Origin of the sequence: Sulfurimonas aquatica (genome assembly GCF_017357825.1) — a bacterium.
Lineage (GTDB): Bacteria > Campylobacterota > Campylobacteria > Campylobacterales > Sulfurimonadaceae > Sulfurimonas > Sulfurimonas aquatica.
Genome location: NZ_CP046072.1, coordinates 424,801 through 440,366 on the forward strand (window position 1 = coordinate 424,801; position 15,566 = coordinate 440,366).

Sequence of the window (15,566 nt, forward strand, 5' to 3'; positions counted from 1 at the left end):
TGGTAGAAATATGGCACAGGTAAAAAATAGATTAACACCGTTTTTTGAAAATATTACTTTTGATAGAGACGATAATGAGTTAGTACTAAACTTTGGTCCACAGCACCCATCTGCTCATGGACAGTTGCGTTTAATGCTTCACTTACAACAAGAACAAATAGTAAAAGCTCATCCAGATATTGGATATCTTCACCGCGGTATGGAGAAGATGGCTGAGAACATGATATACAATGAGTTTATGCCTACAACTGACCGTATGGACTATATAGCTTCATCTTCAAATAATTATGGCTTTGCGCTTGCAGTTGAAAAGCTAATCGATGTAGAAGTGCCTCGTCGCGCAAAAGTTATTCGCATGATGCTTTTAGAAATTAATCGTTTAATGTCTCACCTTTTCTGGTTAGCTACAACGGCACTGGATATTGGCGCGATGACAGTTTTCCTTTATGCATTCCGTGAGCGTGAATATTTAATGGATATTATAGAGGGCTACTGTGGTGCGCGTTTAACGCATGCTGCTATTCGTATAGGTGGAGTTCCTTTAGATATTCAAGATACTTTTATCTCTCAACTAAAAACGTTTTTAGATAAGTTGCCTCAAAATATCAAAGATTATGAGGACCTTCTTGACACTAACCGTATTTGGTTAATGAGAATGGAAGAAGTTGGAACAATTTCTAAAGAGATGGCGCTATCTTGGGGCTGTACTGGACCAATGCTTAGGGCATCTGGTTTCGCATGGGATATTCGTAAAGAAGAGCCATATGAGCTATATGATGAAGTTGAGTTTAACGTGCCATATTCGGACAAAGGCGACAACTTCGCACGTTATCGTATCTACATGGAAGAGATGAGAGAGTCTGCAAAGATTCTTTATCAAACAATAGATATGTATGAAGAGACTGTCAAAAACAATCAGACTGAGCTTATGGCTCATTCTCCAAAATATATTTCAGCTCCAAAGTTAGATATTATGACTCAAAACTACTCTTTAATGCAGCACTTTGTACTTGTAACGCAAGGTATGAGACCACCAGTAGGTGAAGTCTATATTCCGACTGAGTCTCCAAAAGGTGAACTTGGTTTTTATATTAACTCTCAAGGTGGACCATATCCATATAGATTAAAACTTCGCGCTCCATCTTTTTGGCACACGGGAATATTGACTGACCTTCTTCCTGGTCACTATATTCCAGACGTTGTCTCTATAATTGGTACAACAAATATCGTATTTGGTGAGGTTGATAGATAATGAAACGTTATGATTTAAGACATTTAAAAAATGAGTTTGAACCTCGTATGAAAGAGATTTTAAACGAGCATAAAGCAAAAGAAGTAGCGATATTTCTTTTTGAAATTGGTGATTTTACTACGGTTCAAAGAAGTGCAGATCTCGTTAAAGAGGCTGGCTATGAGTTAATGAACTCTTTAAAGTTTAACGAAGTCGATTGGACTATCGTAGTTAAGAAATAGGTATATAAAATAAATGGATGCACTAATGAGTTCAAAAAATTTAGATTTAGAATTATTTCAAAGATTTATGAATGCATATAGTTCAATAAGTGCTAGAAAAGACTATAGAGGCTCCTTAGACAAAGTAAAAGAGTCAGATGCAATTATTGTATTGGGTACAAGAATTTCATCTGAAAGTCCAGAATTGTATGATTCTTTAAAAATAGCCTCAGAAAAGAACTATGCAAAAATTTTGTATGCGCATCCTATTGAAGATGTATCTATGCAAGGCATAGCTACTCAGTTTATGAAATATGAAGCTGGTTCGGAAGAGGGCGTTATAGCATTGTTTGCCAATTATATATTAGAAAATAGTGTTTTACCTGAAGATAAAAGAGCATTTTTAAATGATTTAGATTTAGGAAACCTTGAAGCAGAAAGCAATATAGGCGAAGAAGAGTTTGAAGGGATGATTCAACTCTTTGAAAACTCTAAGAGTAAAATAATTATCATAGGTAACGACGTAATGGCACATGACAGAGCGGAGAATATTGCAAAGCTATGCGCCTTGATTGAGAATAACTCGGAATTTTCTTTACTTGTAATTCCTGATGAGAGAAATGAAATTAGTTTATCCTCTCTTAGCGAGGTTGATGGCGAATTAGAGAAGGTTGAAGAGTTGCCTGAATTTAATGGAACTGTGATCTATAATATAAACAGACTTGAAGATAGCGACAGTCGTTTACGTGGTTCGGAGCAGTTTGCTAGAGCGGCTAAAATCTCTGATGGAGATTTTATTTCAATTTCATTTGCTGGATTAACTATCAATAGAGAATTTAAAATTGAAAATGAATTAAAAGGAACGATTGCATTGAATCCTACATTCGACATTGCTGTGGACACAAGAAGATATAAGTTTGAGAGATCTGAAATAAACAAAATTAATCCAAATAGTGAGAGTAACAATGAGTAAAATTAATATAAATATCGACGGTAAAGAAATACAGACGCAAGAGGGTGAGTTTGTACTCAACGCAGCTCGTGCAAACGATATCTACATTCCTGCCATATGTTATATAACAAGATGTAGTCCAACGCTAGCTTGTCGTATATGTCTTGTAGAAGCTGATGGTAAACAAGTATACGCATGTAACGCAAAAGCTAAAGATGGTATGAACATTACGACTACCACAGAGGCTATTGAGAAAGAACGCCGTGCCATCATGGAAGTCTATGACGTAAATCATCCTCTTCAGTGTGGTGTTTGTGATCAGTCTGGTGAATGTGAACTTCAAAATTATACACTTGAAATAGGTGTTGATTCTCAAAGCTATACAGTTAAAGACGTTGACAGAAGCTCTCATGATTGGGGCCACTTACACTATGATCCAGGTCTTTGTATTGTATGTGAGCGTTGTGTAACTACTTGTAAGGACATGATAGGCGATAATTCACTTAAAACTATAGCTCGCGGTGGTGATCCACTTAACGCTGAGTTTAAAGAGACTATGCCTAAAGATGCATATGCAATGTGGAATAAACTTAACAAATCTGTAATCGGTTTAACAAATGGTACAGATGATTTAGACTGTACGTCTTGTGGAGAGTGTGCTGCTGTTTGTCCAGTTGGAGCGCTTGTAAACACAGAGTTTATGTACACATCAAATGCATGGGAGTTAAGTCAAGTGCCAGCCACTTGTGGGCACTGTTCAGCAGGTTGTCAAATTTCATATGATGTTAAGCATACGAGCATAGAAAATTCAGAGGACAAGATTTATCGCGTTATGAATGAGTGGAACTATGTATCTTTATGTGGAGCGGGACGTTATGGTTTTGATTATCAAAATGCTGATGTTGTAAAAGATGAGGCTAAGTTTAATGCTACGGTTGAAGCGTTTAAAAAGGCTGATACAATTAAGTTTACTTCAACTATTACAAATGAAGAAGCACTTATTCTAGAGAAGCTAAAAGATAAATATGGGTATAAGCTTGTAAATAATGAAGCTAAATCTTTTCAAACTTTCTTAAAAGATTACTCAGAAGTAAGTGGAAAATCCCTTTATGGAACTACTCTTCAAGACGTAGCAAATACTAACTTTATAGTAAGTGTTGGAACAGCTATTAAAAGTGACAATCCTAATGCAAGATACGCCCTTAATAACTCTTTAACGGTTAACAAAGGCGCTGCGTTATATTTTCACCCAGTTAAAGATCCAATAGTAGACGATATGAGTAAAAATCTTCTTAGTATTAACCATAAGCCACTTCAGGAAGAGACAGCACTTTATCTAATACTTGACCTTTTTGCGGATAAAGAAAAATTGCCAACTGACATTGTTGATTACCTAGCGTCATTTCACTCTACTAAAACTGTAACGGTTACTGAAACTATTAAAGAAAAAGTAGTTGAAATCGTTAAAGAGATGAAAGTAAATGAAGAGACTGGTGAAGAAGAAGAAGTTGAAGTGGAAAAATCTAAAATGGTTCCTAAAAAAGTAAGTAAAGATGTTGAAGTAGATGATAATAGACTCGCTACTATGTTAGGTCTTGGCGATGATTTTGCAGAAACTTTAGAGAAGTTCTTAAAGAAAAAAGACTCTTTTTCATTAATCGCTGGTCCAGATTTGTATAATCATCCAAACTCAAAAAACTTAGCTCGTTTGCTTGCATTAATTGAAAAATATTCAGAATTTGAACTTGTAATGATTCCAACATTAACAAATACGTTAGGCGTGGCGCTTATAAATGAGTTATCTGATGAAGCTGGAAGTTATGCTATTGGTTACAACACTAAGGCTGATTTCACTATTTCTGCATTAGGTGATGGAGATATGGATATGCCAGCTATTAACCAGCAAGAGGGAACTCTTACATCAGTGAATAAACGTGTAAATCCTACGAATGCAGCACTTGGATATGGTGGATATGAATTAAATGATATTGCTAACGCACTTGAATTAAATAAAGAATTAACAGTTTCATATACAAAAGAATTACCAACTGAAAAAGGTTTCTCAACAGTTGAGTTTGATTCGTTACCAAATCACTACACTAATGCAGGCGAAGAGATACGTGGATATGAATTGGAATCATTACCAGCGACTTTATCGGCAGATGAAAGTGTTACGAAGATTGATGAGTCACTATCTATAGATGGCACTATTGTTTATATGGCTAATCCAGTTAGACAGTTTAGTGAATTTACAAATAAGACAACACAACTTCGTGAAGAAGCTGGACTGTACATGAGTGAAGCATCGTTAAAAAATTCTGAATTTAATTCAGGAGATAGCGTGAAGATTAAAACTGGAAATGGGGAAGTTATTACAACTATAATTAGTGATAATAAAATAGCAGGTGAGATTGCTTTAGTACCGACATTTGATAGTAGTAAATTAAACTCTGAAACTCTGTTTAGTGATTATCGCTTTAACTCAGCTTCAATACAAAAGGTGTAATATATGGATACAGGATATTTAATAGAAACGATAATCAAAGTCGTTGTTATTTTACTAGTGTTTTCAGCATTAGCAGGTATAGGTACGTACTTTGAACGTAAAGTACTTGCATTTATGCAACGTCGTCTTGGGCCAATGAATGTTGGTCCATATGGACTACTTCAGTTTGGTGCAGATGCAATTAAACTTTTTACAAAAGAGGATATTATCCCAACAAATGTTGTAGCGGGAGTGTTTAAAATTGCACCTGTTATTACAGCGGCTACTGCATTTATGGCTGCTGCAGCGATTCCATTTTTGCCACAGTTTACAATATTTGGATATACGGTTCATCCAATTGTTGCAGATATTAATATTGGTATTTTGTATATTCTTGGTGTGATGGCTATTGGACTTTTTGGTCCACTTCTTGGTGGTATGGCATCGGCAAATAAATTCTCTTTACTTTCTGCGGCTCGTGCCGCAGCGGTTTTTATCTCATATGAGGTTGTAAGTGGTTTAGCTGTTTTAGCTCCAATTATGATGGTTGGTTCACTCTCTTTAATTGATTTTAATAACTATCAGGCAGATGGCATTGGCTCTTGGATTGTATGGTCTCAGCCAGTAGCGTTTATCCTTTTTTGGATTGCGGCATTTGCGGAAACTGGACGTACTCCATTTCACTTAATTGCAAATGATCATGAGATTATTGATGGTTTTGGTACTGAGTACTCTGGTATGAGATGGGGTCTATTCTTCATAGGTGAGTATGCAAATATGTTCTTTATATCTTTTGTTATTCCTATCATCTTTTTAGGTGGTTTTGGTGATGGAAGTGTTTTAGGTGCTTTTGCACTACTAGGTAAGATGTCATTCTTCTTCTTTTTCTTCTTATGGACAAGAGCGGCATGGCCAGATGTTAGACCAGACCAACTCATGTGGTTATGTTGGAAAGTACTTATGCCAATAGCTGTGATTAATATTGTAATCACTGGCTTTGTGACGATGTTTTAAGGGGATATGAATGAGCAACGAGCAATTTAATGATAGAAATGTAGCTGATAGCGGCTACTATCTTGTAGATATAGAAGATTACCCTACTGATGGTTGGGGTAAATTTAAACGTGTAGTTGAGAGAACATTTAGAGGCGAGCTTTTTGTCGGTCTTTGGGTAGTTCTTCGTGAAATGATAAAATTTGACATTCATACAATTCAGTATCCTGCTGAAAAAATGCCTATTGGTCCACGTTACCGTGCTGTCCACGAGATGAAGAGACTATGGGAAAGTGATGCTGAGAGATGTATTGGTTGTGGTCTTTGTGAAAAGATTTGTATCTCTGATTGTATTCGTATGGACACAAAAATAGATGAAAACTCTCGTAAAGAGGTCTCATCTTATACGATTAACTTAGGTCGTTGTATATTTTGTGGTTACTGTGCTGAAGTTTGTCCAGAACTTGCTATTACACACGGTGGTGAGTATGAGCAGGGTTCAGAACAAAGAGAGCACTTTGTAGACTATGAGTATATGCTTACTCCTATTGATACAATGAAAGCTAACGCTCAAAAAGAGTTTGAAGGTTTTGGCGCGATTACGCCACATGAAGATGAGCGTGTTAAGAAAACACCTCTATCATATTAAGGAGTTTGGAATATGTTTGAAGCAGTAGCATTTTATTTATTTGCATTTTTAACAATTTCGATGTTTTTCATAGTTGTAACAACATCACAAGCGTTATATGCATTAACTGCGTTAGCAGCAGGAATGATTTTTATATCGGCATTTTTCTTTATTCTAGGTGCTGATTTTTTAGGTGCAGTACAGATTATAGTTTACACTGGTGCAGTAATGGCACTTTATGCATTTGGTATGATGTTCTTTGATACGACGAGAGAAGTAAAAGAGAAACTTGGTAACAAATATATTATTCTAGGACTTACGACATTTGCAGCAGTTTTAGTTGTTGTAATATTTAGTGCTCCAATGGTTTCATCAAATATTACAGCATTTTATCCAATGGTAGAAGGTGCTGGAAATACTCAAGAAGTAGGTTTAGTTTTATTCACTAAGTACCTAGTGCCATTTGAGGTTGCCGCAGTAATGCTTTTAGTTGCTATGGTAGCTGGAATTGTACTAGCTGGAAAAAAGATGGACAACTCTCTTACTCTTATGAGTGAAGTGGAGATAGACGAAACAAATAAGAAGGTGCTTTCATGATGGAAATTGGTTTAAATCATTACCTTGTACTATCAACAATTCTATTTGCTATAGGATTGGTGGGTGTAATGAAGAGAAAGAATCTTCTACTCCTATTTTTTGCTACAGAGATATTACTTAACTCTGTAAATATCGCTTTTGCAGCGATTTCACACTACTATGGTGACTTAACTGGTCAGATGTTTGCTTTTTTTGTAATAGCAATCGCTGCATCTGAGTTAGCTGTAGGTTTAGGTCTTTTAATTGTTTGGTTTAAACGCCACGGTACAATTGACTTAGATACAATGACAAGCATGAGAGGATAACAGATATGGAAAAATATTTATATATCGCACTTTTCGCACCTCTAGTAAGTTCTTTGTTTGCAGCACTTTTTACTGCTACGCCAAAGAAACCTTTTGTAGGTATAGTTGCAAGTTTACTTATATTTACAGCATTTGTAAGTAGTTCAATCCTTTTAACGCACATCTTAGGTGGGGGAGATATTGTACATGTTGAGTTAATGACTTGGATGGCAACTGGTAATCTTTATATTCCATTTGGATTTGTAGTTGATCAGGTATCTGTAACAATGATGATGGTCGTATCTCTTGTATCGACTATAGTTCATATCTACTCTATAGGTTATATGGACCATGACACTGGATTTAACAGATTTTTCTCTTATCTTTCAGCATTCGTATTTTCAATGATGATTCTAGTTATGAGTGATAACTTTGCTGGTCTATTTATAGGATGGGAGGGCGTTGGTCTTTGTTCTTGGTTGCTTATTGGTTTCTGGTTTCACAAAGAGAGTGCTACTTGGGCTGCAAATGAAGCGTTTATAATGAACCGTATTGCTGACCTTGGAATGTTGATCGGTATATTCTTAGTATATTGGAACACAGGTACGCTACAGTATGCTGAAGCTTTTGCTGCTATGCCTGCTTTAGATCATGAAACTCTTACATGGATGGGTATATTTCTTTTCATCGGTGCTATGGGTAAATCTGCTCAGTTTCCACTTCATACTTGGCTTGCAGATGCGATGGAAGGTCCTACTCCAGTATCAGCACTAATTCATGCAGCAACAATGGTAACTGCAGGTGTTTATTTAGTTGTTCGCTCAAACGAGCTTTATAGCTTAATCCCTAATGTTGGATTATTTATAGCAAGTTTAGGTGCTTTTGTAGCGATTTTTGCAGCTACTATGGCCCTTGTTAATCGTGATATAAAAAGAGTTATTGCTTACTCAACACTTTCACAGTTAGGGTATATGTTTGCTGCTGCTGGTCTTGGAGCTTACTGGGTAGCACTATTTCACCTAATGGCGCATGCTTTCTTTAAAGCACTACTATTTCTTGGTGGTGGTAATGTTATGCATGCTATGAGTAATGAACTTGACCCATTTAAAATGGGTGGACTTGGTAAAAGCATGAAATGGTCGATGATAATGATGACACTTGCATCAGTGGCTCTTGCTGGTATATTTCCACTTGCTGGTTTCTTCTCAAAAGATTTGATTTTAGAAGTGGCATTTGTTGATCATCATTTTATTATTTATACAGTTTTATTATTTACTGCTGGTCTTACTGCATTCTATTCATTTAGAATTATTGCACTTATTTTCCATGGAGAAGATAGACATACAGCTTTAGGTTTTCACCCTCATGAAGCATATAAGTTTATGCTTATAGCAATGAGTCCTTTATTAATTTTAGCAATCATTGCTGGCTTTACATTGAAAGGTAGTTATTTTGAAATGGTTACACAGCTTTTACCAGGTACTGAATATCATGTACATTCAGCTACAACATACTGGATTATGACTATAGGTACACAGTTATTTGTAATGGCATCAATTTTCTTTGCATATAAAAAATATATGAGTAAAGATATTAAAGTTCCAGATGGTACAAGTGCGATGGAAAATAGTTTTAAATATAAACTACTTATAAATCAGTACTATATTCCATATTTTTATGAAGAGTATATAGTTAAATCATATAGAGAACTTTCAGTTATTTTTTGGAAACAGATTGATCAAAAAATTGTTGATGCAACTGTTGATGGTATAGCAGGTATTATCTATTCTACAGGTAAAAATACAAGACAAATGCAGAGTGGAAACTTATCTACAATGCTTACATGGATGGTAGCTGGTACTGTAGCACTACTTTCGTTAGCTGTAGTTTTTGGACTAGCAGTTAAATACTCTGATGAGATTAAAACAATCTTATCAGGCTTAGGAGTTTAATAAATGTTAGATCACATTTTATCGATTTTAATTTTCTTTCCAGCACTCGCAGGTGTGTTTGGTTTTATGATCCATAAGGATGGAATGAGAGCCTATGGTACTGCAGTTGCAGCTATTGAATTTGCTTTATCTTTATGGCTATGGTTTGCATTTGACTCAACTGTATCTGGTATGCAGTTTATGGAAAACATTCCTTTAGTTCCAGCATTTGGAATTAATTACATTTTAGGTGTAGATGGAATATCTTTATTTATTATTATTCTTGCAGCTTTCTTTACAATGATTGGTATAGCGTCTTTAACGGATACTCCAAATGTTAAAAATATGATAATTACGCTTCTATTTTTACAGATGACTATGATTGGCGTATTCGCAGCTCTTGATGCAATTGTATTTTATGTCTTCTGGGAACTTTCACTTGTACCAATGCTTTATATCATTGGTGCATGGGGTGGACCTTTACGTATATATGCATCAGTTAAGTTTTTCTTATATACTTTTGCTGGTTCATTAGTAATGCTTGTTGGTATGTTATTTATGGCTTACTTCTTTTATCAAGCGACAGGTGTATGGTCATTTGCTATTCTCGACTGGTATAGATTGATTTTACCTGAGTCATTTCAGCTTTGGTTATTTGCTGCATTTTTTATTGGTTTTGCGATTAAAGTGCCAATGTTTCCATTTCATACATGGTTACCATATGCACACGGTCAAGCTCCAACAATAGGTTCAGTTATACTTGCAGCAATTCTACTTAAAATGGGTACATATGCATTTATCCGTTTTTCACTACCACTGTTTCCAGATGCATCTGTATTTTTTATGTTTCCAATAGCTATTATTGCTATTATAATGATTATATACACTGCGATGGTTGCTTATGCACAAGAGGATGTTAAACAAGTTGTTGCTTACTCATCAGTTTCACACATGGGTGTTATCGTTCTTGGTACGTTTGCATTAAACGTTGAAGGTATTTCAGGTTCTATTTTTCTAATGATCGCTCACGGTGTTGTATCGGGTGCACTATTTTTACTAGTTGGTGTTATATATGACAGACGTCATACGAAGCTTATGAGTGAGTTTGGTGGTTTAGCGCATGTTATGCCTAGATATGCAACAATCTTTGGTCTAATGTTAATGGCTTCAGTTGGTATGCCTCTTACGATTAACTTTGTAGGTGAGTTTTTATCTCTCTTAGGATTTTATCAGCAGTCACATATCTTAACTCTTTTAGCAGGTATTGCCATTATAGTTGGTGCTATATACATGTTAGCGGCATATAAGAAAATGTTCTTCGGAGATGTTACAAATGAGAAGAATAAAAATCTTCCTGATGTTAGTAAACGCGAATTACTAGCACTTATTCCACTCTCTATTATTACTGTTTGGTTAGGTATTTATCCTAAGCCTATACTTGGACCAATAAATACATCAGTTGAGTCTGTAGTACAATTAATGCATAACAAAGCAACAACGCAAGAAGCTAAAAGTAGAATTCCTAGTGTAATAACGATAACTCATGGTACTCAAGCTTCAGCGAAGGAGGCACACTAATGTTAAGTCCTGTAAACGTTTCTTTAGAGTCTTTAAATTTAATGACTCTAGCACCAATGCTTATTCCAATAGTTGGCGCACTTTTTATTTTAGTTATAGATCTTTTTAAATCAAATCTTGATAGATCTCTTTATGTTATGGTAAGTATTCTCTTCTTACTTTTAGACTTTGGAGCGGTTAGTGATGCTGCAGGAGTATTTAGTAAGGATGGTATTGTTTTAGGTGTATTTGATGTAATGCTTATAGATGGTTTAGCACTTTTATCTCAGTTTATAATTGTGGGTGCTTCAATATTCTTTATTCCATTAGCTCTTACAAATAAGCGTTTTCATGAAACGTCATATCCAGAATTTTTTGCACTTTTCTTATTTATGATTGGTGGATTCCAGTTTATGGTTGCAAGTGATAACTTAATCTTAATCTTTGTAGGTTTAGAGACAGCTTCATTAGCACTATATACTCTTATCGCTCTTCATAACCGTGACAAGTCATTTGAAGCAGCAGTTAAGTACTTCACTATGGGTGCTTTAGCAGCAGGTCTTTATAGTTTTGGTGCCATGGTCTTTTATGCACTTACTGGATCTGTTGAAATTAATCAAATAGCTACAGTGCTTGCTGCAAATTCATATGCAGATATTGGATATGTACTTATCGGCGTAGTATTTATGCTTGCTTCATTTGGGTTTAAACTCTCTATAGTTCCATTTCATACATGGACACCAGATGTTTATGAGGGTGCATCATCTTCAATGGCTGGTTATATGTCAATCGTCCCTAAAATAGCAGCATTTGTAGTTGCTATGAGAATCTTTGAATTTTTAATTCATAGTGGTGTAGTTTGGTTAGAGATAGTACTTTATGTATTTGTAGTGGTGACAATGACTGCTGCAAATATATGGGCATTAGTTCAGAGTGATGTTAAACGTATGCTAGCATATAGTTCTATATCTCATGCAGGTTTTGTTATGGCAGCTATTTTAATCGGAACTACACAGTCAAATAGTGCACTATTTTTATACTGGATACTATTTAGTTTTACTAACCTTGGTTCATTCTCTATGCTTTGGATATCTCGTCAAAAAGAGCTACCTCAAGGTCAAGCAACTGATCATAGTTTTGAAAGATTTTCAGGTATGATTAAAACATCACCTATTGCAGCAGTAGTGATGGCTATATTTATGTTAAGTCTTGCTGGTTTACCGCCATTTGCTCTATTTTGGGGTAAGGTATATATGATAAGTTCTGCAGTAACAAGTGGATATACTGTGCTTGCACTTATTATGGCACTTAACTCTGCAATCGCTGGTTACTATTACATCAAACTGATAGTATTTATGTTTATGAAAGATCCGGTTGAAAATGGAACAGTTGAAACTATTGCTAATTCCTCTACAGCTTTAAAGACTATAGTTGGGTTCTCTTTAGTAGGAACTATATTTGCTTTTGTAGCATTAAATCCACTACTAGAGTTTGTCACATCTTTTGTATATAATAGTGGTTACTAGATTATAGTAAAAAACTACAGGGGAAGAGAATTTGTTTAAATGGATACTCTTACCCATCCTCTTTATTAATCTTTATGCACTTGAAGTTTCTATGGATAGTGCTAAAGATGATTTCTTACGCTATTCAATTCTAAATATTTCAGACTCTAAAGATTTTGTTTGTGAAGAACAAAAAAATGATTTTGAGGTTACAACTGAAATAATATGTGCATTTTTAAAAAGACCATCGCAAAGTATAAAAAAAATACAAAATGATTTTTTTAAAGTTGATACATTTATAAAAAAGGATACATTTTTCATATCTGTAAAGCCTTATCATAAAATTAAATTAAGAGCTGAAGTATTTGATCTTACAAAAGATAGTACTACATATGAAGCAGATGTGACTCTGTCGAAAAAATGGATTATCTTTGGATATGAAGATAAATTACCTCTTATTAAAAATATTCAAAGACCAGAAATAAGTATTAATTTTCCATTTTTTTCAGACAAAGACAAACTTCCATATGTAGGTAGCTTAGATATTAAGGGAAATCCTGTACATATTAAAAAGGTAGGTGACGTAACAGATTATCTTCAGGTAAAAAAGTACTATAAAGCGAAGAAGTATGAGCAGTGCATGGAACTAGCAGACGATATTTTGATGAAGTATCCAAATACACTCTTTAAAGCAGAACTTTTATATTACAAGATAAAACTATACTCTAAATTAAAAGATTATGACAATGTTATTAGTCATTCAAAAGTTTTTTTGAGGGAATACTCTTCAGATGAAAATATTCCAGAAATTCTTTCCTATACTGCAAAGGCTTATGCACAAATTGGTATTAACATAGACGCAGACTACTTCTTTGATAGACTCTTTAGTGAACATCCAGACTCTGTTTATACACAATGGGCTTATATTTATAAGGGTGAAATGTTTGAAGCATCAGGTGGGGACTCTAAAGCAGTTTTTTACTATAAAAAAGCTCTTTATGAAACACAAAATGTGGATGTAGCAGTAAGTGCAGCATATAAACTAGCATTTATTAGACAGTCTGAGTCTTTTAAAGACTCAGCAAAATATATAGATAAAATCATTAATGCAAACCAATCTTTTTTTATGCATGACCTAAGAAAATCTAAGACAATTATGCATAATTTTGCTGATGGCGGTGACTATGAAACAGCGCAAAAGATTGCTAATGCTTTACTTAATTCGATTGATGCTACAAACGATGATTATGAAACATACTTAAGTGAAAAAGCTCTATGGCTAGCAAAGACTGATAATAAACAAGATGCTTTAGTCGCTTTAAATACCTATCTTAAACAGTTTCCTGATGGTGAGTTTGAGCATAGAGTCCAAATTGCAAAAGACGCACTCTTTTTTGATACAACGGAGTCAAACAGTTCGGTTAAACTTGTAGAGTATGACAAACTTATAGAAGATTACGCGAATGATTCTATTGGTAACCGCGCTCTATATGAAAAAGCTAAGTTACAACTCTCAGAGGGTATGTACAGTAAGGTCTTAGAGGCTAAAGAAGAGCTTTCATATTTAGATATTCAAGAGTACTCTGACACAGATGAAATGATTAATGAAGCGGCTATTGGTGTTATGAAAAAATCATTAGAATCTAAAGAGTGTAAAGATGTACTAGTAATCTCAAATGATTATAACATCACTCTTTCAAATGAATGGGATGATGGGATATATGATTGTGCAATGATGGGTGGAGATTATCAACTATCTAAAAACATAGCAGAGAAGAATTTAAAATCTGAAGATATATCATTAAGAAAGAAGTGGCTCTATAGATATATAAAAGTTGACTTTGCTACTGGAAATTATAGCAATGTAATAGATGCCTCAAAAGATCTAATAGCACTCATTGAAGATGACAAGGATTCTGAGTATAAAGATATTTATAGATATATCTTTGATACATATGATAGAGTTGAGAAAAAAGATGAGATGGTATCAGCTATGTCTAAAATTGAAAATATTTTTGGGACTACTTATATAGATATTGATAGATACATTGCAGTAATGTCTATAGGAAGTAAGAGAAAAGATGACACAATGGTAATATCATTTGGCTCAAAAGTGATGGATATACAGAGATCTTCAAACTCAAAAGCTCAAAGTCCATATGTTGAGTTTACACTTTATCAGTCATATATAAATAAAGAAGATTATATTAAAGCTTTAGAGGTTATAGAGTCTTTAGATAATGTAGAACTTGATAAAACACAAAGAGCTAGACAAAAGTACTTATTAGGGACAACATTAACAAAGCTATGGAGAGATGATGAGGCTAAGGTGGCATATAAACAAGCTATAGAAGCAGATGGTGAATCTGCTTGGGCAAAGTTAGCAAAGAGTGCACAGGAGATTTAAAGCTCTAAGCAGTCACTTATGCTATAAAGACCAGCTTCTTTGTCGCTTAGCCATTTACCAGCACGAATAGCTCCTTTAGAAAAAGTACTTCTAGAGGTTGCGGTATGGTTTAACTCTATAAATTCACCATCATTGTAAAACCCTACAGTATGGCGGCCAACTATATCACCACCACGAAGAGCCATTACTGAAATCTCATCTTTGGATCTCTCGCCAATATTTCCATCTCTACCACTCACTCTTACATCTTCTATATTTAAACCTCGACCATTAGCCGCAGACTCACTCAGAGTAAGAGCAGTACCACTAGGAGCATCTTTTTTATGTTTATGATGCATCTCTACTATTTCTATATCAAAGCCTTCTAGAGCAGCTGATGCCTGGTATACTAGCTTGTTTAAAAGTGCAACTCCAAGAGACATATTTGTAGCATACAAGATAGGCATAATTTGACTTGCATCTTTTAAAAGATTTAATTGATGAGTATTTAATCCTGTAGTACCTATAACAAGAGGTTTTGGTGTTTTTGTTGCTTGTTCAAGGAGTGCTTCACAAGCATCAGGAAGAGAAAAATCTATGATGATATCAGAGGCACTTAAAAAAGATTTCAAGTCAGAAGTAACTAGAACGGATGGATCGATTGAAAAGTCTAGTGTGCCTCTAACATAGACACAACTCAAACTCATATCAGGAGTAGATTTCAAATCTTCAAGAAGTAACTTTCCAACACGACCACTTGCACCATATACACCAACTTTTATCATTATATTGCCTT

The 15,566-nt window shown here is 34.8% G+C and carries 13 protein-coding genes; 12 read left to right on the forward strand and 1 reads right to left on the reverse strand.

The genetic code is table 11. The features are described from left to right. The first annotated feature begins 10 nt into the window (after positions 1-10). Genes nuoD through GJV85_RS02095 form a run of 12 tightly spaced genes read left to right on the forward strand, consistent with a single transcriptional unit; the run spans position 11 to position 14,791 of the window. Positions 11-1,252, forward strand: a complete 1,242-nt coding sequence (gene nuoD, locus GJV85_RS02040; RefSeq protein WP_207562216.1) for an NADH dehydrogenase (quinone) subunit D — start codon at positions 11-13, stop codon at positions 1,250-1,252. Then, complete coding sequence (locus tag GJV85_RS02045) at positions 1,252-1,473, forward strand: NADH-ubiquinone oxidoreductase subunit E family protein (RefSeq protein ID WP_207562217.1); 222 nt, start codon at positions 1,252-1,254, stop codon at positions 1,471-1,473. The genes nuoD and GJV85_RS02045 overlap by 1 nt, the downstream gene beginning before the upstream one ends. Before the next feature lie 25 nt (positions 1,474-1,498). Beyond that, a complete protein-coding gene (locus GJV85_RS02050) occupies positions 1,499-2,425 on the forward strand; it encodes a hypothetical protein (RefSeq protein WP_207562218.1) in 927 nt (308 codons plus the stop codon). Further along, a complete protein-coding gene (locus GJV85_RS02055; RefSeq protein ID WP_207562219.1) occupies positions 2,418-4,910 on the forward strand; it encodes an NADH-quinone oxidoreductase subunit G in 2,493 nt (830 codons plus the stop codon). Before GJV85_RS02050 ends, GJV85_RS02055 begins: the two co-directional genes overlap by 8 nt. Before the next feature lie 3 nt (positions 4,911-4,913). After that, on the forward strand, positions 4,914-5,903 hold the full coding sequence (gene nuoH, locus GJV85_RS02060; RefSeq protein ID WP_207562220.1) for an NADH-quinone oxidoreductase subunit NuoH: 990 nt from the start codon (positions 4,914-4,916) through the stop codon (positions 5,901-5,903). Positions 5,904-5,913: 10 nt separating this feature from the next. After that, positions 5,914-6,531 carry an NADH-quinone oxidoreductase subunit NuoI gene (gene nuoI, locus GJV85_RS02065; protein WP_207562221.1) on the forward strand — a complete coding sequence of 206 codons (618 nt, stop codon included), beginning with the start codon at positions 5,914-5,916 and terminating at the stop codon, positions 6,529-6,531. Positions 6,532-6,543: 12 nt separating this feature from the next. Continuing rightward, entirely contained in the window at positions 6,544-7,107 is a 564-nt protein-coding gene (locus GJV85_RS02070) for an NADH-quinone oxidoreductase subunit J (RefSeq protein WP_207562222.1), read from the forward strand. Beyond that, positions 7,104-7,412 carry an NADH-quinone oxidoreductase subunit NuoK gene (gene nuoK, locus GJV85_RS02075; protein WP_207562223.1) on the forward strand — a complete coding sequence of 103 codons (309 nt, stop codon included), beginning with the start codon at positions 7,104-7,106 and terminating at the stop codon, positions 7,410-7,412. The genes GJV85_RS02070 and nuoK overlap by 4 nt, the downstream gene beginning before the upstream one ends. A gap of 5 nt (positions 7,413-7,417) precedes the next feature. Then, the gene (nuoL, locus tag GJV85_RS02080; protein ID WP_207562224.1) at positions 7,418-9,343 is read left to right on the forward strand and encodes an NADH-quinone oxidoreductase subunit L; all 1,926 of its coding nucleotides are present in this window, start codon (positions 7,418-7,420) and stop codon (positions 9,341-9,343) included. Between the two features lie 3 nt (positions 9,344-9,346). Next, a complete protein-coding gene (locus tag GJV85_RS02085) occupies positions 9,347-10,900 on the forward strand; it encodes an NADH-quinone oxidoreductase subunit M (protein WP_207562225.1) in 1,554 nt (517 codons plus the stop codon). Continuing rightward, the gene (nuoN, locus tag GJV85_RS02090) at positions 10,900-12,405 is read left to right on the forward strand and encodes an NADH-quinone oxidoreductase subunit NuoN (RefSeq protein WP_207562226.1); all 1,506 of its coding nucleotides are present in this window, start codon (positions 10,900-10,902) and stop codon (positions 12,403-12,405) included. The genes GJV85_RS02085 and nuoN overlap by 1 nt, the downstream gene beginning before the upstream one ends. 31 nt (positions 12,406-12,436) lie before the next feature. Next, positions 12,437-14,791 (forward strand): tetratricopeptide repeat protein, encoded by a 2,355-nt coding sequence (locus tag GJV85_RS02095; protein ID WP_207562227.1) that lies wholly within the window; start codon positions 12,437-12,439, stop codon positions 14,789-14,791. Here GJV85_RS02095 and dapB read toward each other — a convergent pair. Continuing rightward, positions 14,788-15,555: a 4-hydroxy-tetrahydrodipicolinate reductase gene (gene dapB / locus GJV85_RS02100; protein ID WP_207562228.1), complete on the reverse strand. Its 768-nt coding sequence runs from the start codon at positions 15,553-15,555 to the stop codon at positions 14,788-14,790. The genes GJV85_RS02095 and dapB overlap by 4 nt on opposite strands. Positions 15,556-15,566: the final 11 nt, after the last annotated feature.

Coding starts and splice junctions, on each gene's coding strand:
- nuoD (WP_207562216.1), top strand. CDS start 11: ATGGCACAGGTAAAAAATAGATTAACACCGTTTTTTGAAAATATTACT.
- GJV85_RS02045 (WP_207562217.1), top strand. CDS start 1,252: ATGAAACGTTATGATTTAAGACATTTAAAAAATGAGTTTGAACCTCGT.
- GJV85_RS02050 (WP_207562218.1), top strand. CDS start 1,499: ATGAGTTCAAAAAATTTAGATTTAGAATTATTTCAAAGATTTATGAAT.
- GJV85_RS02055 (WP_207562219.1), top strand. CDS start 2,418: ATGAGTAAAATTAATATAAATATCGACGGTAAAGAAATACAGACGCAA.
- nuoH (WP_207562220.1), top strand. CDS start 4,914: ATGGATACAGGATATTTAATAGAAACGATAATCAAAGTCGTTGTTATT.
- nuoI (WP_207562221.1), top strand. CDS start 5,914: ATGAGCAACGAGCAATTTAATGATAGAAATGTAGCTGATAGCGGCTAC.
- GJV85_RS02070 (WP_207562222.1), top strand. CDS start 6,544: ATGTTTGAAGCAGTAGCATTTTATTTATTTGCATTTTTAACAATTTCG.
- nuoK (WP_207562223.1), top strand. CDS start 7,104: ATGATGGAAATTGGTTTAAATCATTACCTTGTACTATCAACAATTCTA.
- nuoL (WP_207562224.1), top strand. CDS start 7,418: ATGGAAAAATATTTATATATCGCACTTTTCGCACCTCTAGTAAGTTCT.
- GJV85_RS02085 (WP_207562225.1), top strand. CDS start 9,347: ATGTTAGATCACATTTTATCGATTTTAATTTTCTTTCCAGCACTCGCA.
- nuoN (WP_207562226.1), top strand. CDS start 10,900: ATGTTAAGTCCTGTAAACGTTTCTTTAGAGTCTTTAAATTTAATGACT.
- dapB (WP_207562228.1), bottom strand. CDS start 15,555: ATGATAAAAGTTGGTGTATATGGTGCAAGTGGTCGTGTTGGAAAGTTA.